Genomic DNA, 25956 nt, shown 5'->3' with positions numbered 1-25956 from the left:
TGCTGGACAGTCGCGTTCGACTGGCCTGCTCAGCGGGCGCGCTTGGCGCCGACCATCTCGTCCCATTTGCGGAAGGCCACGACCATCTTGTCGGGCTTCAAGGGCAGCTCGATCGGATTCTTCGCGATCAGGTCGGCATATTCCGGCCGGCCGAATTCGGCGATCACCTTCTGGCTGCTCTCCGGTGCCAGCGACAGCGGCACGTTCTTCACCGCCGGGCCCGGATAGAGATAGCCCTCGTCATAGGCATAGGCCTGAGCCTTCGGCGTCAGCACATAGGCCATCAGATCGAGCACCACGGCGAGGCGATCGTTCGGGACGCCCTTCGGCACGCACATGAAGAAGGCGTCCGAAACCCAGTGGAAGCCCTTCAACGTGCCGATCATCGCGGATTTCGGCACGATGCCGAGCGCGCGCGGATTGATGTCCCAACCGGTGGTCGAGATGATGATGTCGCGCGAGCCCTCGCCGAACTCCTTCATCGTCGCGCCGGTGCCAGCCGGATAATAGTCGATGTACTGGCCAAGCTCCTGCAGATAGGCCCAGGTCTTGTCCCAGCCRCCGACCGGATCCTGCGGGTCCTTGTCGCCGAGGATATAGGGCAGGCCCATCATGAACGTACGGCCCGGGCCGGAATTGGTCGGGCGCGCATACATGAACTTGCCGGGATTGGCCTTGGCCCAGGCGAGCAGCTCGTCGGCCGTGGTCGGCACGTTCTTGACGCGCTCCGGCGCGTATTCGAGCAGCGGGCCGGAGGGGTAGTAGTTGACCACGACGCCAAAGCCGTCGCCCTGGGCACGGTGCAGATTGAGCGCGGCCGGCTCGTAGTTCTCCTCGATATTCGGGAACTTGTCGGCGAAGTCGGGCAGGATCTTGAGCCAGAGCTTCTGTTCGAGGCCCGCTGCGAGGCCGTCGCTGCCGGTCAGCACGAGATCGAGATCGGCGCGGCCGGCCTCCTGCTGCGCCTTGATCTTGCTGGCGAGTTCCGGCGCCGGCGCCTTCACGAAGGTGATGCGCGAGACCAGCTTCGGATTGGCCGCGCGATAGTCCTCGAACGCCTTCTGCATCAAGGCCAGCGCACCGCCGACATCGATGATGTTGATGCCGACCGGCGAGGTCGGCAGCGGCGGCGAAGCCGCAAAGGCCGCCGGTGCTCCCGTCGCCATCGCGGCCAGGCCGCCCAGCACGGTGCGGCGGTCAATTCCCTTGAAATCCTTGCTCATGGTCTCTCCCTCTTTGGTTAGGCTGATCGTTGGGTTGTCTACATCTTGACCGCGTCGTAGCGGCGTTCCTCGGGCCCGATGCGCACGCGCTGCACGGCGAGATCAGCGGACCACTCGACCTCGCTTAGTGGCAGCTCCAGCCCCCTCGCCCGCAAGGCGGGCTCGAGCACCGCCAGCGGATGGCTCGAGGCCATCGCGACCGCCTCCTCCGGCGTCGCCAGGCCCCAGGCCACGACATTGCGCACCCCCTGATCGAGGCAGAGCGCCGAGCCGGCGAGCGAGACGCTTCCCGGCTGGCGCACGGAACCGTCGGCCTTCCGCTCCACGCTCATGCCGGCGAAGGGATAGTTGCCGGGCTTCGCCGCTGCGGCCGAAACCGCATCGGTCACAAGGATCGAACGGTTAAGTCCCTTGGCACGCAACAGCGATTTCAGTGCCTTGGGGTGAACATGGATGCCGTCGGCAATGAAACTTGCCCAAAGCCCGTCCTCGGCAAGCTGCGCGAAGATCGCATTGGCGAGTTTATGCGTGACCTGCGGCATGCCGTTGCCGAGATGGGTGGACAGGGTCGCGCCCGCCGCGGCGGAGGAAGCGACCTGATCGAAATCAGCAGCGGTATGGCCGAGAGCGACGATCCTGCCCTGGCCATGCAGCGCCGCGATCAGGGCCGGCACGGCCTCGACCTCGGGAGCGACCGTCACCATCAGGATCGGACGGTCGAGCCCTGCTTCCAGGCGATCGACCAGGGTGGGATCGGCTGCGGTCATCGCGGCGGCCGGGTGGCAGCCGGAATAGCCGTCAGCCGGATTCAGGAAGGGCCCCTCGAGATGGTAGCCCGGGCACATCAGCGGGCCGAGGCGGCTCGCCGAGATCGCGGCATCGAGCGCGCGCAGGCGCTCTTCCAGTTCATGCGGATGGGCGGTGATCACCGTCGGCAGGCAAATGGTCACGCCCGTCCGAAGCATCGCCTCGAGCGCCCGGTCGATCTCGGCCGCCGTCACCGCGCCTGAATTGAAGTCGACGGCCGCAAAGCCGTTGACCTGGAGATCGACGAGGCCGGCCGTCAGCATGATCGCACCCTGTCCCACCATCAGCCCCGCTTGAGCAGGGAGGCAGCCGGCGGGTCGAGGAACAGCACCGTGTTCTTGTGGGTCTGAAGGATCGAGGCGGGGTAGAGCGGGCTCACCGGACCTTCCAGCGCATCGCGCGTCGCCTTCGCCTTGCGCTCGTCGGGCACCGAAAGGACGATCAACTCGCTCTTCAGGATCTGGCGGACACTCATCGAGATGGCGCGCTCCGGCACCGCTTCGAGGCTCGGGAACCAGCCTTCGCCGAACTGCTGCTGGCGGCAGGCGCCATCGAGCTTGACCACGATGTAGGGCTCGTCCGTCTCGAAATCGGCCGGGGGGTCGTTGAAGGCAAGATGGCAATTCTCGCCGAAGCCGGCGAAGCAGACATCGATGCGTAGTCCCGCGATTAGTTCGCCGAGCCGGCGCGCCTCCTGCTCGGCATCGCCCTCGCCATCGACCGGGATGAACTCGACCTTGCCACCCAGCGGGGCGACGAAGCGCTCCTGCAGATAGCGACGGAAGCTCGCCGGGTGCTCCTGGCCGAGGCCGACATACTCGTCGAGATGGAAGGCAGTGACCTTCGACCAGTCGATGCCCTCGGCAATGACGAGATGGTTCAGCATCTCGAACTGGCTGGCCCCGGTCGCGACGATGATCGTCGCATGACCGTGCCGCGCCTGTGCTTCGCGAATGGCCGCAGCACCACGGGCCGCAGCCTGGACGCCGAGGGTCTCCTTGTCGGCGACGATGTTGATATCGATCATGCTATTTCTGAACCCGGACAGAGCAAATTGTTTCAAAATTCTCAGATCGAGCTTATGAGCGCCTCTGTAAAATGCAATCTCAATTTCAGAACCATCAGGTTCTAAAATATGGATGCCCATGACACTACCAGCCATCGACCAGATGCTGTTCTCCGACGGGCACGGCAGCGACCGCGCCCGCGCCTTCACGCTTGTTGCACGCGGCCAGGCCCATTCCCGGCCTGAGATCGGCGCTGCGCTCGGGCTACGCTCGACCACGACATCGCGCCTCGTCGGCGATCTGGTGGAACGCCGTCTGCTGCTGGAAACCGCGGGGCAGAAAGCCGGCCGCGGCCGTCCGGCCGGAATTCTCTTTGCCAATCCACGCCGCGTCGGTGCTTCCGTCATCTATGTCGCGAGCCAATCGCTGGTCGGCGCTCTGGTCGATCTCGACGGCCAGTTGCTTGAAGAACGCGTCGTCGAGATTGCCTCGGACGCAGATAACAGGGTTGTCGCAGGCGTGATGGCCGGGCTTGGCGCGGATCTGCTCGCCGCGATGCCGCGCGGCATGGAGCATGCCGGCACCGCCGTGTCGCTCTCGGGCTTGCTCGATCTCAGGCGCAAGCAATGGCTGATGTCGTCGCGCTGGCCCAACCTGCGCGGCCTCGATGTCGGTATTGCGCTCGGGGAAGCGGTTGGCCCCGTTGTGGTCTGTCGCAATCTTGACGCCGAATTGCGCGCGCGCATGGCGCAGGATTCGGAGCAGTTCTCGGATGGCGCGCTCCTGCTGCACTGGGGCTGGGGCATCGGACTGGGCTACGCCATCGGCGGACGCTCGCTCGCGCCGCCCGGCGGCTCCTTCGGAGAAGTCGGGCACTGGCGCTTCGCCGCGCTCGACGGCCGCCGTTGCGGCTGCGGCAACACCGCCTGCCTGGAAACGGGCGCGGCGCTCTGGTCGCTCCTGCCGGAACTGCGCCGGCGCTGGCCCGATCTCGCGGAGGACGAGAACCGCCTCTACCGACAACTGGCGCGTTGCGACCTGACCAGCCTGCCCGAGATCGACACGGCTGCGCGTTTGCTGGCGCGCGCACTCGCCAATGCGAGCCGCCTGCTGTTTCCCACCCGGATCATCGTAACCGGCCCGTTCGTCGCCAATGCGCAGCTATGGGCGCATTTCGACGGGTTGTTTAGGGCCGAGGGAACAATGCACGGGTTGATGATGCCTGAACTCGTCAGCGACCGCTCAAGCCGGCAATATGAAGTCCATGGAGCGGCGACGCCGCTGCTCAGCAAGGCGCTGGAAGACCTCTTGCAAGGCGCCTGACCGTCAGCGGACCGGATATCGGCCGGCCCAACGGCCTCGCCTGCTGCCTTTGCACCCGCTCTTCCGAAAGCCGCAATCGACTTGTCGGACCGATGTCTTCGCGCCTGTCTAGTCCTTAGCGCCTGTCTCGGCGCCTGTCCTGGCGTCAATCCTCGGCGGTTTCGCGCCGCAATTCCCAGGCGAGCATCGCCTCGGCGAGCGCATGCAGTTCCTGTTCCTTGGTGCTGGTATCGGAGGCAGCCTGAAGCTCCGCAACACGCAGCTGAGCTTGCTCATAATCCTCGTCGGTGTGAATTACGATCGGTTGTTTCATGGCAGCCCCGCGCTACGTCCGGGTCATGAAAGAGTCTGACCCAACCTGATTATAACCGAAAACCGGCGCATATGTTCCGCTAACGCGTCGGCAGGGCTGCATAATACGCCGCGATTGCCGCAATCTCGTTCACCGACATGTGCCGCGCCATGTAGCGCATTTCCTTGTGAGCCCGCTTGCCGTTGCGAAAGGCCATCATCTGGTTGAACAGATAGCGCTCGTTCTGCCCTGCCAGATGCGGCACTTCGGTGTCGCGGGCGATGCCGTCCGCGCCATGGCAGGCAGCACAATCTTCGAGCGGGGATGTCCGTGGCTCAGACGCCACCGGCGTAACCATCATCAACCCGGCCACCGTGAGCGAGGCCGCAGCCGTCATCCCCAGGCCAAATCTGAACCAGCTCATGATCGAGGCTCCTCCCATCGCAGCCTTCGCCGCAAAGCCATGGGCGAGCCTGTCGCACGGTAAGCGTTAAGATCGCGGAAGCTCCGCCCGAGAAATGTGGGGGGTGCGCATTGGCTCGTACCTGCAGGCTCGCTAGCGCGCTGCCGGTGGTGCCGGATGGATGAACGGCCACGGGCTTGCCTCAGTGCCGCGCGGAATGGTGATCTCGATCAACGCGGGACGATTATCGGCCAGCGCCTTCTCCAGCACAGGGCGGAAGGTTTCGGGCGTGTCGACCCGCACTGCCTCGACCCCGAAGGACCGGCCGAGCTGGACGAAGTCCGGGTTGACGAGGTCCGAGCCGATCAGCCGGCCCTCGAAGCCCGTCAGCTGGTCGCGCCGGACATTGCCGTAGGAGCTGTTGTTGAAGACCAGCGTAACGACGCCGATGCCGTATTGCACGGCCGTCGCCAGTTCCTGGACTGCAAACAGGAAACCGCCATCCCCGGTGATCGCGACCACGGGCCGATCCGGCCACGCCACTTTCGCGCCAAGCGCGGTCGGGAAGCCTGAGCCGAGCGTGCCCTGATAGCCGGAGGACAGATAGGTCCTGGGCTCATAGACCTTGAAGCCGTACCAGGAGGCAAAGCCGACTTGGGAGAGTTCGTCGGTGACGATGCCGTCCCTCGGCAACACCTCGCGCAGGACCTGCAAATAGGCCATTTGCGGTTGGATCGCCTGGATCTTGGCTTCAGCCGCCGCGGTCGCCTCCGTGATCACCGCGCGGCGGCCGGGGCGGCTCTGCGGCAGCCGCCCGGCTGCCTTGGCGAGCGCAGCCGTGGCCGCACGGGCATCGGCCAGGATCGCGACATCGGGAATGGAGCGGCGCATCTCGACCGGATCGATATCGATGCGAACCGATTTCAGGTTCGGCGGCGTATGTGACCAGCGCCAGCCCGGCAGTTCCAGGCGCGTACCGATGCCGATCAGCAGGTCGGTCTGGGGCCAGAGCTCATAGGCCGCAGCCATGGTGAGGCCGAGTTCATGGTCATTCGACAGGATGCCACGACCGCTGCGGAAGGCGACGACCGGCGCATCGATCAGTTCGGCCAGTTGCAGGATGTCATCCGCGGCATCGAACGCGCCGCTGCCGACGAAGATCATCGGCGCCTTCGCCGCCGAGATCAGTCTTGCGGCGCGGTCAATGGCGTCAGCGTCGATGGGTGGCGGTGGCGAGGGATCGAGCACGGAGGTGACCGGCACTTCCCCCGGCTGCGTGAAGACGTTCCAGGGCATTTCCAGCGCGGCCGGACCGCGCCGTCCCGAGAGCATCGCCTGGAAGGCCCGAGACACCGCTGTCGGCGCCAACGCCGGGTGCTCGACGCGCTCGGCCCATTTGGTGAAGCCGCGCAGGGTCGCAAGCTGGTCCGGCATCTCGTGCAGATGCCCGCGACCACGATCGAGGAAGGGGGTTGGCACCTGCCCCGTCAGGCAGAGCACCGGCTCGTTGCCACCAAAGGCCGTCAACAGGGCCGCCCCGGCGTTGAGGATGCCGGGGCCGGGCACGACGGTGCAGACCGAGGGCCGTCCGGTGGCCCTTGCGTAGCCGAAGGCCATGTAACCGCAGGCCTGCTCGTGACGCGCTCCGATGGTTGCGATCCTGTCCTTGTTCCGCTCGAGCGCGTCGAACAGGCCGTAGATCTGTGCCCCGGGAAGACCGAAGACCGTATCGATGCCATGATCGATCAGCCCGGACACAAGTCCCTCGCCGCCAGTCGCTCTCACCATATCCGCCTCACCTTGTCCTGCAGATCCGCCCAACGGGCCGTCACCTTGAGTGGAGTCCCCGCCCCTGCGCCCCGTTAACTCACGCAGCGATGATCGGGGACGCCTGGAAGGAGGGCTGACGCACCGGCGTCTCAGCGAAGAGCGTGCCCTCCTCGAACCAGGAGCGCGGAGCTGGCGCGCCCCAGAGCGTCTGGCGCTGCGGATCGCGCAGATCCCAACGGATCGGTTCGTGGTCGGGGTCGACCGTCTGGTAGTCCGAGCAATAGATCTCGATCCGATGACCGTCGGGGTCGCGGATATAGAGGAAGAAGGCATTTGAGATGCCGTGCCGTCCGGGGCCGCGCTCGATATTGGTGACGTAGCCGGTGGTCGCCATCAGATCGAGCAGGTCGATGATGTTGAGCGGCGTCGGCACCCAGAAGGCAACATGGTGGAGGCGCGGCCCAACCCCATGGGTGAAGGCCATGTCGTGAACGCCACCCTTGCGGTGCATCCAGGCCGCCCAGAGCCGGCTGCCATCCTCGTTCACCGTGTATTCGGTCGTTCGGAATCCGATCGCGTTATAGAACGCGACGGACGCGTCGACATTGTCGGAGAAGCAGTTGAAATGGTCGATCCGGAGCGGCTTCACGCCCTTGTAGAGCGCGTATTTCTGGTGAACCGACGGAAGCTTGTCCATGCTGAAATAGAACTCCAGCGGGACGCCGAGCGGGTCGACAGTCCTGAGCGTGCGGCCCTGGAACGGCGCCTCGACAAACCGGGCCGGCAGGCCGTTCGCCCGAAAGAAATGATGTGCCTTGTCCAGATCCTCTTCCGAGAAAACCTTGAAACCGAGTACCTTTGCGACCGGGCTTTCACCCTTCTCCAAGACGATGCAATGGTGTCCACGTTCTTCCATCGCACGCATGTAGACTCGGCTCTCGCTCTCGTCCGTCACTAGCAGCCCAAGCGTATCGGACCAGAAGGCTCGCGAAGCCGCCAGATCGCACACGGACAGGACGACGTGATTGAGCCGCACCACCTGAAAGGGCGGATTCAATACCGGCTGCGGGACAGGCATAGAGCTTCCTCCTTGGTATCTTATTCCTGCTGCCGGCCTGCTTTTCGAGGGCTTGATGCTGTGAAGCCGGTGGCACGGCTGCGACCACGGCCGCCGTTCCCGCTTCGATCCTTCCCGTTACCGGTCAGCCTCCGAGCCCGAGCTTTGGGACCTTGTGGCTGTCATAGGCGACCGCGATGTTCTTCGTCTCCATGTAGAAATCGAAGGAATAGTCGCCGCCGTCACGGCCGATGCCGGAACTCTTGATGCCTCCGAACGGGGTCGGCAAATGCCGCACATTCTCGGAGTTCACCCAGATCATGCCGGCTTCGAGATCGCGAGCGACACGGTGCGCGCGGCCGATATCACGGGTCCAGAGATAGCCGGCGAGCCCGTAGCGGACATCGTTGGCGACCCGAACCGCATCGGCCTCATCCTCGAAGGGAATCATGGTCAGGACAGGACCAAAGATCTCCTCCTGGGCGATCCGCATTCCAGCTGCAGCGTCGACATAGAGCGTCGGCTCGACATAATTGCCGGCCCCCTCCATCGCCCGCCCGCCGCCGCAGGCGACGCGTGCCCCGCCCTCTCGCGCGAGCGCAGGGTAGGACAGGACCTTTTCGGCATGACGCGGGTGGATCAACGGCCCGATCTCCGTTGCCGGATCGAGCGGGTGGCCGACTTTGATACGCCGGACACGCTCGACGACTCTTTCGCTGAAGCTGTCATAGATCGAGCGCTGGACCAGCGCGCGCGAGGACGACGTGCAGCGTTCGCCATTCAGCGAGTAGATCATGAACAGCACGGCATCGAGGGCGCGGTCCAGGTCGGCATCGTCGAAAACGATCACCGGGTTCTTGCCGCCGAGTTCGAAATGCACGCGTTTCAGCGTCTTTGCGCCTTGCGCCATGATGTGCGAGCCGGTCGTGGTCTCGCCGACGAAGGCGATTGCCCGGATCGCGGGATGCTCGGTCAGGGCCTTGCCAGCCTCTTCGCCGAGCCCGTGCACCAGATTGACGACGCCCGCGGGCAATCCGTGGGCGCGGATCACCTCATCCATGATCTCGGTCAGGATGACCGCGGAGAGCGGTGACCACTCGGCCGGCTTATGGACGACGGTGCAGCCGGCGGCGAGTGCCGGCGCGATCTTCCAGGTCGACAGCATGAAAGGCGTGTTCCACGGCGTGATCACGCCGACGGGGCCGATCGGTTGGCGGATGGTGTAGTTGATATGGTCGGTATCGGGCAGCGAAAGCCCGTTGCCCGCCTCGGTGGCACGATCGGCGTAGAAGCGAAAATTCTCGGCGCCGCGCAGCGCAGCCTTGGCCATATAGCGGATCGGTTGGCCAGTATCGCAACTCTCGACGAAGGCGATCTCCTCGGCTCGCGCCTCGATCGCATCCGCTATCGCATGCAGGATCTTGCGACGCGTCGCGCCTGGAACATCGCGCCAGACCTTGAAGGCCGCCTCGGCGGCGCGGGCCGCACGGTCGATCTCCGCTGCACCACCGGAGGCGATGGTGCATTGATGCTCATTGGTGGCCGGATCGAGCGTTTCGAAGGTGGCGCTCGTGGCGGAGAGCACGCGCTCTCCGGCAATGACATGCGGAACGACCCCGCCGGTGAGGAAGCGCGCCATGGCGCGCTCGGCCCCGATCAGATTGCTGGCGAATTTCGGATCGATGGCCCGGTTCATGCGAGGCCTCCCTTGCGTGCGAGGCGTTCATGCAGATTGTTGGTCTTGAGCGAGGCCGTCCCGTCGATCTCCTGGACCTCGACTGTGAGACCGAGCCCGATCTTGCTGAACAGGTCGGCGGTTTGCGCTTCGAGCGTCGCCATCAGCGCTTCGGCGACCCGCCGGCGCGTCGCGGCATCCCGACCCTCCCCGATCCGAGCCAGAACGGCAACAAAACCGTGGGTCGGATCGCCATCGGCGATCGCGAAGATATCGCGGCGTTCGGCCCGCGTCCGCAGGCCGCCAATGGGGAAAACCCCGGTTGCGAGCGCTGTATGGTGCAATTCGTCGACCAGCCGGCGGAGCGACAGCGCCGGCTCAAGATTGGCTGAATATTCGACGATGATATGCGGCATCCGCGCACCCGCCTCGTGTTCGAAATTAAATTAACGTGTTAAATTAATTTGAGCAAGCGATTACCGGCGCGAACCGCTAGAATGGTGGCATTGCTCTGATCCTGCGCACCGCCCCGGAAGGGACCACGTTTGAGAAGCCCCGCTCCACCCCCCGATGAGTCCTCGCAAGGTGGGACGCGTGTCCATCTTCGCCATTTCTCGAAATCCCTGCCGATGTCCCTGCTGCGGGCGCGCGAAGCGGTCATGCGCTGCTTTCGGCCGTCGCTGCGGCAATATGAAATCACGGAGCAGCAATGGCGGGTGCTGCGGGCGCTGAACTCGGTGCCCAGCCTGGAGGTGACCGATCTCGCGCGCGCAACGTTCCTGCTCGCGCCGAGCCTGTCGCGGATCCTCGTCGACCTCGAGGCCAGACACCTCATCACGCGAGGGGCCGATCAGCGTGATCTGCGTCGCGCCATCATCTCGATCAGCCCGGCCGGCGCCAGTTTGATCGAAACGGTGACGCCGGTCTCGGAAGCGATCTACCGCGACATCACCAGCCGCTTTGGCGACGAGAAACTCGCGACTCTGCAGGCCTTGCTGCGCGAGCTGGAGGGCGTGGCCAGCGCTGTCGCACCCCATGACGAGAGTGCGGGCAAGCCGCCCCCGCCAGGGGAAACCACGCGAAAGAAGCGAAGGATTCCCCTGAAACGGAAGCGCAGCGCGACCTGACGACGCGCCGCGCTCCGGCCTCCTTAGACCTTGCCGAGGATCGTGGTCATCTCGGCCGGGGTGAAAGCCCGCATCGTCTGGTTGCGGATGTTACCGAGCTTGGCAACGGCAAGACTGAGCGCAGTGGCGCTCATCTCGTCGGGAGCATCCACGGTGACGAGGACGTCATACTTGCCGAGCGTGTAATAGGCGTCCTTGACGGTGATCCCCTTGGATTTCGCCATCTCCCGGAATGCTTCCAGGCGTTTGACGCTGTCATTGACGTTACGGATGCCTTGATCGGTGAAGTTCGCGAGGACGACGTAGGTAGCCATGACGCGCTCCTCCCTTTGAGCCCCGGCGCAATGCACCACAGCTGGAGACGCCAGTCGATCTGTACCTGGGGGAATGGCGTGCCTGCCTTGCGAGACGCGCGTCCAGCTCCGCCTGGGAGCGCCTCGCCTATTGCGGGCTCTTGATGGCCTGGCTCACCCGCGCCGATGAAATGCTCGTTTCGCCTCTGAACGGTTCGTCCATGATGATGATGAGGCCGAGCACCATGCCGATTGCGCCCATATGCGCCGCGATCAGGGCAAGAGCGGCAGGGTTCAGGTAAAAGCGGCCGTTCATCAGCATCGCGCCGAGCAGAAAGATCAGGATCATCCACCAGAAAATCCCCGGCACGCTCTTGGTCGCCGTTTCGAGCCGCCCCTGGCGATATTCCTCCAGCCTGTCCAGCAATCCGCGCAGCGAGGAGGCCGAATCCCGATACTCCGCCGCAACCTTGCGCACCTGCAGGACCAACGCAGCGAGCGCACGATCAGCGGTCGCAGAAAGCCCGGCATCCTCGGTCGAGAGGGAATGCCACTCATCGCGGGTCACGGCACCGACATAGTCTCGCAGCGCCTTCCGCGCCGCCTCGGGCTCGCTCCCGTCGAGACTCGCCAGATCCCGATCGAGGCGCGCGATATAGGAGCCCTCACGCGAAACCGCGTCATCAGCCCGCGCCAGATTTACACGGACATCCGCAAGCATCAGGGCGAGCACGAAAACCGAGAACGCCAGCAGACTGCCATGAACGACCTCGGCGAGCTTGTTGGGCTCGTCGGCAGCGTCCCGAGGCCGGGCAAACCATAGGCGACGGGCAATGGAGGCGAGCAATACTCCCAGTACCGCAGTGGACAATCCGCAAATGATCAGGATCACTGCGTCCGAATAGGCTGCAATCAGTTGTATCATCGAGAGCATCACCCTCCTCACAACAATGATAGCATGCTGGCCGACGCTGCCGCGGATGCAGCGAGACGCCTACCCCCTGAGCCGCTCACGATCCAGGTAGGTTGTGAGCCGCGGCAGCAGGCGGGCAGACAGCCAACTCGCCGCGACGCCGCTCACACCTCCGGCGATCTTGACCAGGGCATCTCCCAGCCGCGCGTGCCTGTCGGGTGACAGCATCTGGAAGAGCTCCAACCCTATTGCGATCCCGATGGTCAGCAGGAGTATGATCCCAATTCGCCGGGGATATGCGGTGGCGAAGAGGAAACCTAGGAGGCCGAATGCGCCGAACCGTTCGAGATGAACGGCATCGCCGATTCTCGGACGCAGCTCGATCGCGGACAAGGTTGCGTAAGCGATGAAGGCGAGCGTGAACCATGCCAGGGCGCGTAGAACTATCCTGAATGTCATGGTCCGTCGATCTCTGGCTGTGGGGCGGCGAGCTGCTGGCGCTCTATCGCGCGCTCTCGCTCACAATGGAAGCCCGCCTATTTCGCCAGCAGCGCCCGATAGACCTCCAGCGTCTTCTGGGCGACGTTCGGCCAGCTATAGGCCAGCTCCACCCGCTTGATCTGGGAGCGGGCCTGCTCCTCGCTGATCGGATTGGCGATCTTTGCCATTATCGCCGCGGCGAGCGCATCGACATCGCCAAGCGGAAAGTAATCCTCCGGAGGCAGGCCAAGTTCCCGGTTCGCGGCGATATTGCTGGCGAGCACCGGGAGGCCGGACGCCATGGCCTCCAGGAGCGCGATCGGCATCCCCTCATGGCTCGACGGCAGGACGAAGAGCGCGGCATTGGCGAAGAGTTCGGCAAGCCTGTCGCCGGACTGGAAACCAGTCAAGACGACGCCGGGCACGGCCTGGGCCATCTCCCTGACCTGCAGGGAATAGGCGGTTTCAAACTCCGCTCCACCCGCCAGGACCAGGCGAAGGTCGGAGCGCCCGCTCCGCGCAAATGCTTCGATGAGGTCCGTTTGCCGCTTCTCCGGAACGAGGCGGGCGGCAAGCAGGACATAACGCTTGGGCTGCAGGCCAAACTCCGCCAGGACGCCAGTCCGATGCGCGCCCCGGGAGATGGCCACACCATTCGGCACGAAGCTGACCGGCGTATCGTAGCGGGAGCTCATGGTCTGGGCGACCTCGCGCGAGACCGCGATCCGGCCATGGGACAGGCGCATGCCGAGATACTCGCCAAGTCTTAGGGCGCGCCGGGCAACGCCGCCCCATTTCTGCCGGTCGTAATCATAGCCGTGATGGGTCACGACCACCTTCATGCCCAGGAGACGGGCGAGAGGCACCATCAATGCCGGGCCAACCGCATGAATGTGCAGGATGTCCGGCCGGCGCACCGCCGCGAAACAGACGCCCAGGAAGGTATGGACGATGGCCTCCAGCGCCATCTTGCGGGGGGCCCAGAGCGAGAAGACACGGATACCGTTCGCGGGAGAAGGCGGAGACGGCAGGTAACGGTGCCGGCCGATGACTTCGACGTTCCAGCCGCATGCGGCCATCTCGCCGGCCAGCATCTCGACATGTTTCTCTACGCCGCCCTGAACATTGGGGATGCCGCGGAGTCCGAGGAAAATGACACGCCGTGGAATATCCTGACTTGCCATAGCCACCGGCTGTGCGGGAGGCACCTCAAGAGGAAGACTGGTCAATGACGCCTCCGCCGATTGCTGCCCGGCCGGTCTTGAACGACAATGCCGAAGACCGTTGCGCTTTCAGCTCGGCGCCGGACCTCGGAGAGATTCCTCTTGGGAAGGTAGAGAGTGGAATCCGGTGTTCTGGAAAATCCCTCTACCTGATTTCGATGAATTTTATAGAATGCGGGCTGCCATCCGCAATAGACAGCCCGGCGCGCGGCGTGTTTTCCAATTATTAACCTTTACATCGCTTTTTGCCTCGTCGCCTTTCAGGCGGCCCCGAGCGCGGCATAGAGGTTCAGCGTCCGGTCGCGAAAGGCGGCGGCGGAGAAGTCGGCTGCGATCCATTTGCGCCCCGCCGCTCCCATCCTCGCGCGCTCGGCCGCCGGGAGCGCGGCCAGATCTCCCAGTTTCTGCGCGAGATCCTGCGCGTCTCCCGAGGTCACCAGCATTCCGGTTTCTTTCTCCCGGATCATCTCCGGGATGCCGCCGATGGCGGCACCCAGCACGGGACGTCCCAGCGCATAGGCTTCCAGGATGCTGATCGGGGCGTTCTCATACCATTCGGAGGGCAGCACCAGCGCTCGGGATTGTCCGATCAGGCGGTGCAGGTCCTGCCCTGACAAGTGCCCCACGAAGCTCACGTCCGCGCCGGTTTCATCGGCGCACTGGCGAAGGGCCGCTTCATCGGGCCCAGTGCCGGCCACGATGAGCCGCTGCTTCGAGAGAGCGACGGCCTTGATCAAGGTCGCCAGCCCTTTCTCGGGCGCGAGGCGGCCGGCGAAGACGAAATAATCGCCCTCCTCCCAGTCGCTGCTGTAACGCTCGACATCGACGAAATTCGGTATGTATTCCAGCTGCTCGCGGGGCCAGCCCCATTCGACCAGCTTCTCCAGATAGAAGCGGCTGGGAACGACGATGCGGTCGAGCTTGTCCCGGTAAAGGCCGAGCGAGCGATGCACCAGAGTTTCCGCCAGGACCAGGGTGCTGTACGGCACGGATCCCTTGATGCAGCGATGGCGCAGGACATTGTAGATGTGGCCGCCGCGGCAATCCTCGCAGATTTTTCCATCGCGCAGCATCTTGTAGGACGGACAGGCGAGCTTCAGGTCATGCGCCGTCATCACCACCGGAATGCCAGCTGACTTCAAGGTGGAGAAGATCGCCGGGGAGAGGTGGTGGTAGACGTTATGGGCGTGGGCGACCGAGGGGCGCGCCTGCTCGATCAGTCGCGCGATATTCCGTTGCGCTTCGACGGAGTAGATGATGCTTGCTGCTTGGACGACCTTTCGCAACGGGCTCGTCTGGCGACCATATTCGATCTCCGACACGAAATAGTCTGACCATGGCGAGGGTTCATTGTCCTCATGCTGCATGGCAAAGGGGACGACATCCCAACCGATCCTTTCGAACATGGTCATGTGGTCGAAGAAGACCGCCTCGGCCCCGCCGCGGCGGTAGAAATAGTTATTGATCGCCAGCAGGCGCTTCCCGGCAGGTTGGGGTTTTGCCACGTCCCGGCTCCTCACCAGCCGATCCGATCCAGAATGCGATCGACAGGCTGGACCGCGCATCCGCGCTCGACCGCGTGACGCACCAGATGCTCGAATGTGCCCAGCGTACACCCATAGGATGTCGGGTTGGGTGCGATGTCATGCGTGAAGAAGACGAGCCAGCCGGGCATGGCGACCACCTCGTCGATCCAGCGTGTCAGGGCGCGCGCCTCCGGATCGGGCTGGCGAATCTCGACGGCCTTGAGCATCAGGGGATCGACCGCACCGCGATTGATGGCTTCGCCGGCCCCGCGGCATGTGCGGAAGCGCCGGCGGAATTCGGGTCGCGCCAGAGGCCATGCCGCATTGTAGGGAAAGGCGAAATTGGCCGGCTCCGCGGAAATGCCGGCTTGCGCGAGATAGTCGGCATTGCGGTCCAGATCGCGCGACAGATCGGCGCCGGGAATGTCGCGGATCCTGCGATGCGAGAAGGTGTGGCAGCCGATTTCGTGACCGCGTTCGGCGAGATCCCGGCACCCGTCCGGTGTTATCAGCACCCGGTTCGGCTCGACCTGCCCCGCAAGCCCTCCGGCGATATAGAACGTGCCACGCACGCCATATTTCTCGAGGATCGATGCTCCCTCGCTACGGGCAGAATCTGGAACATCGTCGAAGGTGAAGGAGACCAGCGGGGTGTCCGTCTCCAGGCGGCGCCTGGAGCCCGCAAGCCCCCAGATCAGCCGGTTGCTCAGGCTGTCGACCTTCGCTCCAAGGCGTTCGGATACGCTAGGCATGCGCGACGGCCCCTTCCGGCTGGGTCCGGCGCTCCGGCGCCAGCGCGGCCGAGGCCTGCAGGGACAGGCCGTAAAGCGCGAACAGCAAGGTGAACCAAAGCGAGTTGCCACCTTCGAAGAACAGGCTCTCGAGGCCGGCATTGAAGATGGCGTAGAGCCAGATGCGGGTGAAGAGCCGAGTCAGATGCGAGTGCTCGGCGTCGGGTTCCAGCCGCGAAATGTTGCGGAGCGGCAGGACGACGAGCCAGACCAGCGTCAGCAAAAGCCCGGGGATTCCCGTCATCAATGCGACGTCGAGATAGGAATTGTGCCCGTTTGCCGCGGCAACCGCCCAGGTTTCGATCGAGCCGCCGCTGTGGACGAGCTCCGATGTCTGCCAGAAACCCTTGAAGCCGTATCCTGTCAGTGGCCGGTCCGCGAGTTCGGAGACGGCAAACCGCCAGATATCCGCGCGGTTGGTAAAAGTCGCATCGATCCCGAGCTCGTTGATGAAATCGCCCAGCGGCCTGAAGACCGCAGCCCCGATCGCGAAGATGTTGAACGCCCCGACACCGCCGATGACGATCGGAATGCGCAGGAAGCGAACCTTCTCGAAGACCCATGCGAGCAGAAGGATAGCCGGCAGCATGGCCGTCGAGGTCTTGCCGCCGGTATTGATCAGGAAGAGGAACGACAGGCACAGGATCGTCATGCCCGCGATCCGCGACCAGGCATTCATGACGAAGAGGCCGAAGAACGAAGCGACCACCATTGCCGCTGCAGCGCTGTTCTTGTGCGGGAAATGCCCGCGCCACAAACCGGCATTCATCGGCTCGCGCAGCTCGGAAGCCTGATGGATCGCCAGCAGCGGCTTGAACAGGATGCCGTAATAGCTGACCCCCAGCATGATGAGCGTACCGATGCCCAGCATCTTGGCGAAATGCCTCTCGGAGGCCGGCAGCAGCAGATAGATGCTGGCATTGACCGTCACCATGACGGCGAGAACGGTCCCCTTGATCCCGAGCATGGGGTAGGACGAGATCAGCGAAACCAGGAAGAACCAGGCAAACAGCAGGCCCAACAGCACGCGCGGCTGCAGGATGATGCTGCGCATCGGGTGAAGCAAACCGTAGGCGAGCGTGCCCGCGAACAGCAGCAGCGACACGACTTGGTTCATCAGGTTGGAGTTGCCGGCGCTGGGGTCCAGCACGGCCTCGCCGGTCAGGTCGACGAAGGGATTGAGGGAAATCCAGAAGAACAGGAAGATCGCCATGAACAGGGCGGTGCCGACAGTCTCCCTCAGCTTCTCTCCTCGATCTGCCTCCCCCTTGGCGGCGCTTCCCATGGCCGCCCCTCAAGCAGCCGCGGGCTGCGGGTGACGGATATAGGTCCAGGCCCCACGCGCCAGGGCCGCTGCAATCCCGAGCATAAGGCCCAGCATCACCGCCGCCGCCAGCAGGATCAACGTACGAGGTGGCCAGCTACGCGCCTTGGGCGGCATCGGTGACGAGATCACACGCACATTGCTGGTGTCGATCTGCTGGCGCTCACCGATCTGCTGGGCACGCGCCAGGTGGGTTTCGTAGATCGCCGCCTTGGCGCGCGCGTCGCGCTGTAGATCGCGCAGCTGCACTTCGGCGTCGTTGTCGGTGAAGACGTTCGACTTCCCGTCGCCCGCCTTGTCCTGCAGTACTCTGAGCGTCGTCTGTTCCCTGTTGAAGTCGGCCTTCGCGCCTTCGAAGATGCGGCGGGCTTCGCGGGACAGTGCTCCTTCGAGCACCTGCTGTTCGGATAATGCTGTGATCAGCTGCGGATGGCGCGCGCCAAAGGTCGCCCTGATCGACCCGATCTGCTGCTGCAGCGTATTATACTGCGCTCGCAGACTCGTCATGGTCGCGGAATCGAAGATCGACGCGCTGGCTGCCCGCCGCTCTGCGATCGCTGCACTCATCTGCCTGTAGCGCGATTCCGCCTGAATGAAGCGCTGCTGTGCATCCAGAACCTGCGTATTGAGCTCGCCCGAGAGCCGCGTGCTGACGAGCTCGCCATTATTGGACTGCAGCCCTTTCGCACGCCGGAAATCCTCCACCCTCCGCTCCGCCTCGGTCACGTTGCGGCGCAGCTCATCCAGGCGGTTATTGAGGTTCTTCACCACCCGGCCGGCGCTTTCGGCCGCTGACTGGAAAAGCTCGGCCTCGAAGGCTTCGACAATCGCGTTGGATATCGCGACAGCCTTCTCGGGGTCTTCCGCCCAGAGCTTCATGACCACGACGAAGGAGCGCTCCTCGCGCCGCGCCTCGACCCGTTCGGCCAACGCACGCATCACGGCAAGGCGATTGTCCTGACTGGCATCCCTGGACGAGATCAGGCTCCTGAGCGCCGACAGATAGCCAGGCTGCACGAACTCCGGATCATTGGTCAGGTCGAGCCGGTCTATGACCCGTGCCAGGACGTTGCGCGAGGTCAGGACCCTGAGCTTGCTCTCGACCTCGAGCAGTTGTGCATCACGCTGCGGATTGGTCGTGAAGACGTCGTCCCGGACGACGTTCAGGTTCGAGGGATCAATGAGGATATCGGTGTAGACGGTATAACGAGGCGGCGTCGTCACCGCATAGACCAGCGCCGTGGCGACGCAGATGACGATGGCGGCAACGATCATGCCTATTCCCCGCCGCAGCCAGACGAGGATGTCGTCGGCCCCGACATCGGCGAGCAAGCGGAGACGGGCAATCGGGCTTCCACTCCCGAATGAACCTTGCGCCCGGCTCGACTGCGGGGAGTGAGACGACGGATCGGAGCGTGCGCCAGAAGACGAGGCTGCATCATCGCGCAGCGATTCCGAGCGAATCCGGGAATGGCCTGTCGGCAGAGGCGCTTGTCGCTGCTCCGACTCCTTCGGCCCGTACATCCGCTTCGCCCTCAGCACGCAACTCTAGACGGAAGAGACGCGCCTATCCCCCGTAAACATGCCCTAGGGGTATGCTCCGGCCCTGAATTTTACGTTAATCGCAACGAGAACACCGCATCCGGGAACGACAATCCGGCCCTCGATCTTGCGGCAAAGTCCAGCTGCGTCATCAGATCCCTTGGGACGTCGATCTTCGGCCTTGATCCGAAGTCTAATCAAGAACTTGGGGCTTTGCCGGGTGCTTCGAAATTTACCATTCGCATGGATATCCCCAAGCGTTAACGCTTGCTCGCCCAGGATTGGCTATAGTTCAACCGGACACGAAGGACTTGGAAGCATCTCGGCATGTGCGGATTTGGGGGCTATTTCGGCGCGGTCCGGGATGGGAGGGAACTCCTTGAACGGATGACGGCCGCGATTGCGCATCGCGGTCCCGACGAGCAAGGGCTCTTCACGGCGAAGGACGCAGGTCTCGGACATGCGCGACTGTCGATCGTCGGCCTGGGGGATGGCCAGCAACCGATGTCCGATGCGACGGGTGAACTGACGATCGCCTTCAACGGCGAGATCTTCAACTATGTCGAATTGCGCGAGCAGCTGCGCGCAAAGGGGCGCCGCTTCCGGACGTCGAGCGACACCGAGGTGATCCTGCATCTCTATGAGGAGATGGGCGAGGATTGCCTGTCCGTCCTCAATGGCGATTTCGCCTTCGCGCTCTGGGATGGCCGGCGCCGCCGCATGGTTCTGGCCCGGGACCGCATGGGCGTCCGGCCGCTGTTCTATACAAGGCAGGGCGATCGGTTCTATTTCGGCTCAGAGGTCAAGGCGCTTCTTCAGGTCCCGGGCGTGAGTGCAGAGATCGATCCCGTCGCCCTCGACCAGATTTTCACATTATGGGCGCCGATCGCGCCGCGCACGGCCTTCCGCGACATCTTCGAGCTGGAACCAGCGCATCTCATGATCGTCCAGGAGGGCAGCGTCTCGACGCGGCCTTATTGGAGCCTGGATTATCCCGACCGGGATGCGCCATCCCGGCACACCGATGAACGCGCTGCGGCAGAGGAACTGCGCGCCCTGCTGACCGAGGCGACCCGGATTCGCATGCGGGCCGATGTCCCGGTCGGCTCCTATCTCTCAGGCGGGCTCGATTCCTCGATCACCTCTGCGCTTGCTGCGGGCATGGCGCCTGGCGGCCTCAGGACTTTCTCCGTCACCTTCGACAGCGCCGAGCATGACGAAAGCGCCTTCCAGATGGAAATGGCCCGGGCACTCGGGACGCAGCACAGTTCCGTCGCCTGCGGCGAGGGCGACATCGCCGCGGTCTTTCCCGACGTGATCCGCTTCACCGAGCGGCCGATCCTCAGAACCGCACCTGCCCCGCTTTTCAAACTCTCCGGCCTGGTGCGCGAGGCCGGGCTGAAAGTGGTGCTGACGGGTGAAGGCGCGGACGAGGTCTTTGCCGGCTATGACATCTTCAAGGAGGCCCGGGTTCGGCGCTTCTGCGGCAGGCAGCCCGGCTCCCGGATCAGGCCGCACCTGTTTCGCAAGCTCTATCCCTATCTGCCTGGCCTCAGGCAACAATCCGCAGAATATCTCGCATCGTTCTTCGGGGCGAACGGTGCGGCACTCGACGATCCGCTGTTCTCGCATCGGCCGCGGCTCGACGGCACGGCGGCAACGAAGCTGTTCTTCTCGGGCGACCTGCGTGCCACGCTATCGGGCTATGACGCGGCCGAGGAACTCGCTTCGCGTCTGCCGGAGGCCTTCAGCCGCTGGCACCCCTTGCATCAGGCGCAGTATCTGGAGGCCCGCTTCCTTCTGCCGGGCTATATCCTGTCCAGCCAGGGCGACCGCATGGCGATGGCCCATGGCATCGAGGGGCGTTTCCCCTTCCTCGATCATCAGCTGGTCGAGTTCGCCGCCGGGCTTCCCCCCGAGATGAAGCTGAAGGGGCTTGTCGAGAAGCACATCCTGCGCGAGGCGACCAAGGACCTGCTGCCGCCCTCGATCAGCCGACGGGCAAAGCAGCCCTATCGCGCGCCGGACAGTCACTCCTTCGTCGGAGCGGGTGCTGCCGATTATGTCCGGGCAGCCATGGGCGAGGCGCAGGTCGCAGCCGGCGGCCTGTTCAATCCCAAGGCCGTGGCAAAGCTGCACGAGAAATGCAGCGCGCGCCCAGCCTCCGGCTTTCGCGACAACGCGGCCTTTGTCGGCATCCTCTCGACGCAGCTCTGGCTGCAGACATTCACCGGCACGAGCGGCCGCAGATCAGAGGCCGCCTGAAACCGGCCGGGAAAGGAACAGACATGAGCGACACAATCAGGGACAGCGTGAAGGCCTTCGTCGTCGAGAACTTCCTGTTCGGCGATACCAGCCATGAGCTCGCCGGTACGGCGTCGCTGATCGAGAACGGCGTCATCGATTCCACCGGGGTGCTCGAGCTCGTGGCCTTCATCGAGGATCGCTACGGGATCACCGTGGCCGATGCCGATATCGTGCCCGCAAACCTGGATTCGCTTGATCGCATCTCGGCTTTCATCGCGTCGAAAGTATCCGCTCCGGTCACGGCGTAACGATTAGGGGCGGAGCAACAGGCTCATGCGGATCGAGCAATTCCTCGTCACGAACGCCGCCGCACAGGCTGCGAAAACGGCGCTGGTCACCGACCAGAGGCGGCTGCGCTATGACGAGCTGGATGATCTTTCCAGCCGGCTGGCCACCACGCTCGCCGCAAGCGGCGTGAAGCGGGGCGACCGCGTCCTCGTCTTCATGGACAATTGCTGGGAAGCCGCCGTCTCGATCTTCGCGGTTCTCAAGGCCGGCGCGACCTTCAGCCCGATCAACGCCTCGACCAAGGCCGACAAGCTGGCCTATGTCATCGGCGATTGCGAGGCCGCCGCGATCCTGACGCAGGCGAAACTGTTGCCGGTTGTGACGCAGGCGCGCGCGTTGGTCCCAGGGCAGGCGCTCTTTGTCGCTTCGACGCAGTCGCCGGCCGGCCGGCCGCTCGAAGGCGCGGTGTCCTTCGAGGATTGCCTGAAGGGCTCGCCAGCTTCAGTCGGTCATGGCGGCATCGATATCGACCTTGCCATGCTGATCTACACCTCGGGCTCCACGGGCCGGCCCAAGGGCGTGATGATGACGCATCGCAATATCGATGCGGCGGCCGACTCGATCACGACCTATCTGCGCAATACGCCCGACGACATCATCCTCAACGTCTTGCCGCTGGCATTCGACTACGGCCTTTACCAGTTCCTCATGGCGATGAAGCTTGGGGCGACCCTCGTCCTGGAAAAGTCCTTCGCCTTCCCGCAGGCGATCTTCGAGCGCATTCGCACTGAGAATGTCACTGGTTTTCCGCTCGTGCCGACGATGGCCGCGATGATCCTGCAGATGCGCGATCTCGAGCCGGGGTTCCTGCCGAGCCTGCGTTATCTCTCGAACACGGCCGCAGCCCTGCCGCCCGCCCACATCGCTCGACTGCGTGAACTGTTCCCCGGCGTACGGCTCTATTCGATGTACGGCCTGACGGAATGCAAGCGCTGCACCTATCTGCCGCCGGAAGAACTCGACCGCCGGCCGGGCTCGGTCGGGATCGCCATTCCCAACACCGAGGCGCTGGTCGTCGACGATGAGGGCAACCGCGTGGCTCCGGGCGTGCCGGGCGAGCTGGTGATCCGCGGCCCGCATGTCATGCAAGGGTATTGGCGCAACGAGGCGGCAACGGCACAGATGCTGCGCCCAGGGCCGAACCCTTGGGAGAAGCGCCTCCACACCGGCGATCTCTTCCGGACGGACGAGGAGGGCTTCCTCTATTTCGTCGGCCGCAAGGACGACATCATCAAGACGCGCGGCGAGAAGGTCGCTCCGAAGGAAGTGGAAGCGGTGCTGCACGGCCATCCCGGCATCGCCGAAGCGGTGGTGATGGGCGTGCCCGACCCGGTGCTCGGCCAGGCCATTGCCGCCCTCGTCGTCCTGTCGGATGCGAGCCTGAGCGAGCGGGACATCATTCGCCACTGCGCTGTCCATCTCGAGGATTTCATGGTGCCGCGGATCATCGCGTTCCGCACCGAACTGCCGAAGACGGATACCGGAAAGGTCAGCCGCAGGCTGGCCGCCGAAACGCTGGGAGCAGCGGAATGAACCTCCCCCCTGCCCCGAGCTTGCTCGCCTTCTCGGCTGCCACGCTGACGATCGACAACGCCGCGGAGACGGAGCGGATCGTCGCCGAACTGCGTGGGCAGTTGCGCGGCATGCGCAAGCGCGGGCTCGTGCTCGGCCTGTCCGGCGGCATCGATTCCAGCGTGTCCGTCGCGCTGGCGGTCCGCGCCGTTGGCGCCAAGAACGTCTTCTGCCTGTTCATGCCGGAAAACGATTCCGATCCTGAAAGCCTCCGGCTCGGCCGGCTCGTCGCCGACACGTTCGGGATCGAGGCTGCGGTCGAGGATATCGGCCCGACGCTGCAGGCCATGGGGTGCTATGAACGACGCGACGGCTTCATCCGCGAGCTCGTACCCGCGTATGGGCCGGGTTGGGCGTCCAAGATCGTCATCGCCAACTCGCTCTCGGGCGACGGCTACAACATCTCGTATCTGGTCGTTCAGGACCCCGAAGGCCGGCAGACGAAGCTACGCATGCCGCCTGCCGTCTATCTCGGCATCGTCGCCGCCACCAACATGAAGCAGCGCACGCGCAAGCAGATCGAATATTATCACGCCGACCGGCTGAATTTTGCCGTGATCGGCACGCCGAACCGGCTCGAATATGATCAGGGCTTCTTCGTGAAGAACGGCGACGGTGCCGCCGACGTGAAGCCGATCGCCCATCTCTACAAGAGCCAGGTCTATGCATTGGCGGCTCATCTCGGCATCCCCGAAGAGATCCGCAGGCGGCCGCCGACGACCGACACCTACACCCTCGAGCAGACGCAGGAGGAGTTCTACTTCTCGCTGCCCTATGACCGCATGGATCTGTGCCTCTACGGGCTCAATCACGGCCTCACCGCCGAAGAGGTCGGCACTGCCACCCAGTTGACGGCCGTCGAGGTCGAACGGGTCTGGGCCGATATTGCAGCCAAGCGCAAGGCGACCCGCTACCTGCACCTGGGGCCGCAGCTCGTGCGCCCGGTGGACGAGATCGCACATTGAGGCCAGCGCACCGGCGGCGGCCTGTCCGCCTTCGGTGCGCGAAAACTAGTCGAAGCTGCCGCCGTTCAGGCGGTTCCAATGCTCGCCCGCCAAGCCGTTCAGGAAGCCCTGCCCGTTGCGGAAGGCCTGAACGAGCTCCTCATCGGGCGAATGCACGACTGTCGATGCGATGTGGGTGAAGGCAATGCGCCGGCCCAGCATGGCTTCCAGCAGCGCGGGCTGCGTGCGGCCGCGCAAGCCGGCAACGCCGCGTGTCGCCGCGTGACCGATCAGGCAATCGATGACCGGGCCTGCCTGCCCTGGCCTGGCAAGAACCTGAAGGACGCGCGCGATCCGCCCCGGGCGGGCGTGATAGAGAAAGGCGCCGATCGGCGCCCCGCTGGCCGAGGTGACCGACGCATACACCGCCTCGCCATAATCGGGCTTCTCGGACGCCTCGGCGACGATATGGGCGAGTTGTTCGCCTGACCAATCCGGACGCAGCGCGAACTGCTCCGTCAGCGGAGCGACAAGCGCGGCAAAGCCGGGCTGATCGATTTCGGCGACCTTGAGACCACCTTTGACATGCCAGTTTTCCGGCACGCCCGACCAGCGCAGATCATTGTCCTGCATCCTGCCGCGCAGATAGCGATCGAGTCCCCGGGAGACCGGGTTCAGCAGCCGCACCGCACCGATCCGGCTCGCTGCCAGATCCAGCATGAAGGCCGATGGCCGGATGATGCGGACCCAGTCCAGGCTGTACTGCGGCAGGGTGATCCCGCGCAGCCTCGTCCACATCTGCGCAGAGATCTCGCTGGCGGTTTCACTGAACGAGAGATCCTGCGGCCCGGCGAGAAAGGTCTTGAGCAGCCGCGCGCCGGCCATCGGGTCGCTCACCCGCCGCTCGACCATCAGGGAACCGCAGATCGCCGCGCGCAGCTTGCGGCGGCCGTGAATCATCGGCAGCACATTGACGCCGACGAAACCCGAAATGTCGCCCTCACCAGACACATGGACGAGGGGGGCGATCTCGGGATCGCAACCCGGCGCTTCGAGATAGTGTCGACGCAGATAGGTCGCGAGCGTGGGAGGCGGAGGCACGCCGCGATCCCGGAATATCCTTTGAAAGAGCCCCGTAACCGCCGGGATATCGGCGGCGCCCAGCGGGCGGATCTCGCTCATGCCGGTCGGCCTGTCGCTTCGGACGTTGCCTGCCCGAACTCCGGGAGCTTGCGGACAAGGGCAACCCGCGGCGTTCCCGCCTCATTCGCGGCGAAGGTCATGGATTCGTAGGCCTTGGTCCTGGCAATGAGCGCCGCCGCTTGCCTATCCTGGCCCTCGCCGAATTCGAACAGCAGCCAGCCGCCCGGCTTGAGGAAGGCTACGGCATCCCGGATCACGCGCTGGTGGATCGATATGCCATAAGGGCCGCCGTCAAAGGCTTCGCGCGGCTCGGCCTCGAGCAAATGGGCGCTTTCCCCCTCGAGGCGCGACGTGGAGATATAGGGCGGGTTGCAGACGATCAGGTCGACGGCACCCTCCAGGCCATCGCCTGCGAGAGCGGAGAACAGATCTCCCTGCCTGATGGTGACACGGTGCTCAAATGCCAGGCGCTCAGCGTTTCGGCGGGCGAGCTCGACGGTGCTGTCGGTCAGATCAGCGGCCCAGACGCGCGCCGACGGAATCTCGGCTGCGATCGCCAAAGCGAGATTGCCCGAGCCACAGCACATGTCGACCACGATCGGCTCCGCAGCGGCCCGTTCGCGAAGGATCGCGACTGCTCTCTGGCCGAGGAGTTCGGTTTCCTGGCGCGGCACGAGAACGTCAGGCGCCAGCTCCAGGCTCACCCCCATGAAGCGATGCAGGCCGGGCCGGGGCTTGCCGTCGAAATCCAACACTGTGCGCGGCATGAACGCCCCTTCCCTTGCTGAGCGCCTTATTCATCCGCGAGAAACTATGGCGGTCAGGTAAACGGAGGCTGAAATGAAGTGAACGGAGGGTGTTAACCGCACAATCATTTCTGCGTGTTACTGGCCGTATTGTCGATGGTGGACGCCACCGAGTGCCGC

General features: G+C 64.3%; 25 protein-coding genes. 6 read left to right on the top strand and 19 right to left on the bottom strand.

What is annotated here, in order from left to right; genetic code table 11:
* Positions 1–29: 29 nt before the first annotated feature.
* The 3 genes from AC1DW9_RS20670 to AC1DW9_RS20660 are packed head-to-tail and all read right to left on the bottom strand — an operon-like array spanning position 30 to position 3057.
* On the bottom strand, positions 30–1223 hold the full coding sequence (locus AC1DW9_RS20670; RefSeq protein WP_441507074.1) for an ABC transporter substrate-binding protein: 1194 nt from the start codon (positions 1221–1223) through the stop codon (positions 30–32).
* Positions 1224–1261: 38 nt separating this feature from the next.
* Positions 1262–2293, bottom strand: coding sequence for an N-acetylglucosamine-6-phosphate deacetylase (locus tag AC1DW9_RS20665; RefSeq protein ID WP_441507073.1), 1032 nt, complete (start codon positions 2291–2293; stop codon positions 1262–1264).
* 20 nt (positions 2294–2313) lie between these two features.
* Entirely contained in the window at positions 2314–3057 is a 744-nt protein-coding gene (locus AC1DW9_RS20660; RefSeq protein WP_476776374.1) for a glucosamine-6-phosphate deaminase, read from the bottom strand.
* Between the two features lie 118 nt (positions 3058–3175).
* On the opposite strand from AC1DW9_RS20660, the gene AC1DW9_RS20655 reads away from it, so the two are divergent.
* On the top strand, positions 3176–4360 hold the full coding sequence (locus AC1DW9_RS20655; RefSeq protein ID WP_476776373.1) for an ROK family protein: 1185 nt from the start codon (positions 3176–3178) through the stop codon (positions 4358–4360).
* Positions 4361–4505: 145 nt separating this feature from the next.
* Here the strand turns inward: AC1DW9_RS20655 and AC1DW9_RS20650 are convergent, their stop codons facing one another.
* From AC1DW9_RS20650 to AC1DW9_RS20625, 6 genes are all read right to left on the bottom strand, one after another.
* On the bottom strand, positions 4506–4673 hold the full coding sequence (locus tag AC1DW9_RS20650; RefSeq protein ID WP_441490879.1) for a hypothetical protein: 168 nt from the start codon (positions 4671–4673) through the stop codon (positions 4506–4508).
* Between the two features lie 79 nt (positions 4674–4752).
* Positions 4753–5076, bottom strand: coding sequence for a c-type cytochrome (locus AC1DW9_RS20645; RefSeq protein ID WP_441507070.1), 324 nt, complete (start codon positions 5074–5076; stop codon positions 4753–4755).
* 132 nt (positions 5077–5208) lie between these two features.
* Positions 5209–6843, bottom strand: coding sequence for a thiamine pyrophosphate-dependent enzyme (locus AC1DW9_RS20640; protein WP_441507069.1), 1635 nt, complete (start codon positions 6841–6843; stop codon positions 5209–5211).
* A gap of 79 nt (positions 6844–6922) precedes the next feature.
* Complete coding sequence (gene hpaD / locus AC1DW9_RS20635; protein WP_441507068.1) at positions 6923–7903, bottom strand: 3,4-dihydroxyphenylacetate 2,3-dioxygenase; 981 nt, start codon at positions 7901–7903, stop codon at positions 6923–6925.
* Positions 7904–8027: 124 nt separating this feature from the next.
* Positions 8028–9578: a 5-carboxymethyl-2-hydroxymuconate semialdehyde dehydrogenase gene (gene hpaE / locus AC1DW9_RS20630; RefSeq protein WP_441490883.1), complete on the bottom strand. Its 1551-nt coding sequence runs from the start codon at positions 9576–9578 to the stop codon at positions 8028–8030.
* The gene (locus AC1DW9_RS20625; protein WP_441490884.1) at positions 9575–9973 is read right to left on the bottom strand and encodes a 5-carboxymethyl-2-hydroxymuconate Delta-isomerase; all 399 of its coding nucleotides are present in this window, start codon (positions 9971–9973) and stop codon (positions 9575–9577) included. The genes hpaE and AC1DW9_RS20625 overlap by 4 nt, the downstream gene beginning before the upstream one ends.
* Before the next feature lie 213 nt (positions 9974–10186).
* Here AC1DW9_RS20625 and hpaR point away from each other — a divergent pair, with 213 nt between their 5' ends.
* Positions 10187–10684, top strand: a complete 498-nt coding sequence (gene hpaR, locus AC1DW9_RS20620; protein WP_441507067.1) for a homoprotocatechuate degradation operon regulator HpaR — start codon at positions 10187–10189, stop codon at positions 10682–10684.
* A 23-nt stretch (positions 10685–10707) separates the two neighbouring features.
* Here hpaR and AC1DW9_RS20615 read toward each other — a convergent pair whose 3' ends face one another.
* From AC1DW9_RS20615 to AC1DW9_RS20580, 8 genes are all read right to left on the bottom strand, one after another.
* Entirely contained in the window at positions 10708–10998 is a 291-nt protein-coding gene (locus tag AC1DW9_RS20615) for a GYD domain-containing protein (protein WP_069881005.1), read from the bottom strand.
* A gap of 127 nt (positions 10999–11125) precedes the next feature.
* Positions 11126–11902 (bottom strand): bestrophin-like domain, encoded by a 777-nt coding sequence (locus AC1DW9_RS20610; RefSeq protein WP_441490886.1) that lies wholly within the window; start codon positions 11900–11902, stop codon positions 11126–11128.
* Between the two features lie 69 nt (positions 11903–11971).
* Complete coding sequence (locus AC1DW9_RS20605; protein ID WP_441490887.1) at positions 11972–12349, bottom strand: VanZ family protein; 378 nt, start codon at positions 12347–12349, stop codon at positions 11972–11974.
* A 77-nt stretch (positions 12350–12426) separates the two neighbouring features.
* Entirely contained in the window at positions 12427–13554 is a 1128-nt protein-coding gene (locus AC1DW9_RS20600; protein WP_441491070.1) for a glycosyltransferase family 4 protein, read from the bottom strand.
* Positions 13555–13853: 299 nt separating this feature from the next.
* Positions 13854–15098: a glycosyltransferase family 4 protein gene (locus AC1DW9_RS20595; RefSeq protein WP_441507066.1), complete on the bottom strand. Its 1245-nt coding sequence runs from the start codon at positions 15096–15098 to the stop codon at positions 13854–13856.
* An 11-nt stretch (positions 15099–15109) separates the two neighbouring features.
* Positions 15110–15871 carry a polysaccharide deacetylase family protein gene (locus AC1DW9_RS20590; RefSeq protein ID WP_441507065.1) on the bottom strand — a complete coding sequence of 254 codons (762 nt, stop codon included), beginning with the start codon at positions 15869–15871 and terminating at the stop codon, positions 15110–15112.
* Positions 15864–17195 carry an O-antigen ligase family protein gene (locus tag AC1DW9_RS20585; protein ID WP_441507064.1) on the bottom strand — a complete coding sequence of 444 codons (1332 nt, stop codon included), beginning with the start codon at positions 17193–17195 and terminating at the stop codon, positions 15864–15866. The genes AC1DW9_RS20590 and AC1DW9_RS20585 overlap by 8 nt, the downstream gene beginning before the upstream one ends.
* A 9-nt stretch (positions 17196–17204) precedes the next feature.
* On the bottom strand, positions 17205–18758 hold the full coding sequence (locus tag AC1DW9_RS20580; protein WP_441507063.1) for a GumC family protein: 1554 nt from the start codon (positions 18756–18758) through the stop codon (positions 17205–17207).
* 345 nt (positions 18759–19103) lie between these two features.
* Between AC1DW9_RS20580 and asnB the strand changes: the two genes are divergently transcribed.
* From asnB to nadE, 4 genes are read left to right on the top strand one after another with little or no spacing between them, the layout of a single operon-like run.
* Positions 19104–21041, top strand: a complete 1938-nt coding sequence (gene asnB, locus AC1DW9_RS20575; protein ID WP_441490892.1) for an asparagine synthase (glutamine-hydrolyzing) — start codon at positions 19104–19106, stop codon at positions 21039–21041.
* Positions 21042–21064: 23 nt separating this feature from the next.
* Positions 21065–21331 (top strand): acyl carrier protein, encoded by a 267-nt coding sequence (locus AC1DW9_RS20570; RefSeq protein ID WP_441507062.1) that lies wholly within the window; start codon positions 21065–21067, stop codon positions 21329–21331.
* Positions 21332–21356: 25 nt separating this feature from the next.
* Entirely contained in the window at positions 21357–22904 is a 1548-nt protein-coding gene (locus AC1DW9_RS20565) for a class I adenylate-forming enzyme family protein (protein ID WP_441507061.1), read from the top strand.
* Positions 22901–23908: an NAD(+) synthase gene (gene nadE / locus AC1DW9_RS20560; protein WP_476776371.1), complete on the top strand. Its 1008-nt coding sequence runs from the start codon at positions 22901–22903 to the stop codon at positions 23906–23908. The genes AC1DW9_RS20565 and nadE overlap by 4 nt, the downstream gene beginning before the upstream one ends.
* A gap of 45 nt (positions 23909–23953) precedes the next feature.
* Here nadE and AC1DW9_RS20555 read toward each other — a convergent pair whose 3' ends face one another.
* Both AC1DW9_RS20555 and AC1DW9_RS20550 read right to left on the bottom strand, forming a co-directional pair.
* Positions 23954–25069 (bottom strand): hypothetical protein, encoded by a 1116-nt coding sequence (locus AC1DW9_RS20555; protein WP_476776370.1) that lies wholly within the window; start codon positions 25067–25069, stop codon positions 23954–23956.
* A complete protein-coding gene (locus tag AC1DW9_RS20550; RefSeq protein WP_441507058.1) occupies positions 25066–25797 on the bottom strand; it encodes a N5-glutamine methyltransferase family protein in 732 nt (243 codons plus the stop codon). The genes AC1DW9_RS20555 and AC1DW9_RS20550 overlap by 4 nt, the downstream gene beginning before the upstream one ends.
* Positions 25798–25956 lie beyond the last annotated feature (159 nt).

The organism is Allobosea sp. P4_E12 (assembly GCF_056401655.1).
This window is presented reverse-complemented; position numbering and strand designations above follow the sequence as displayed.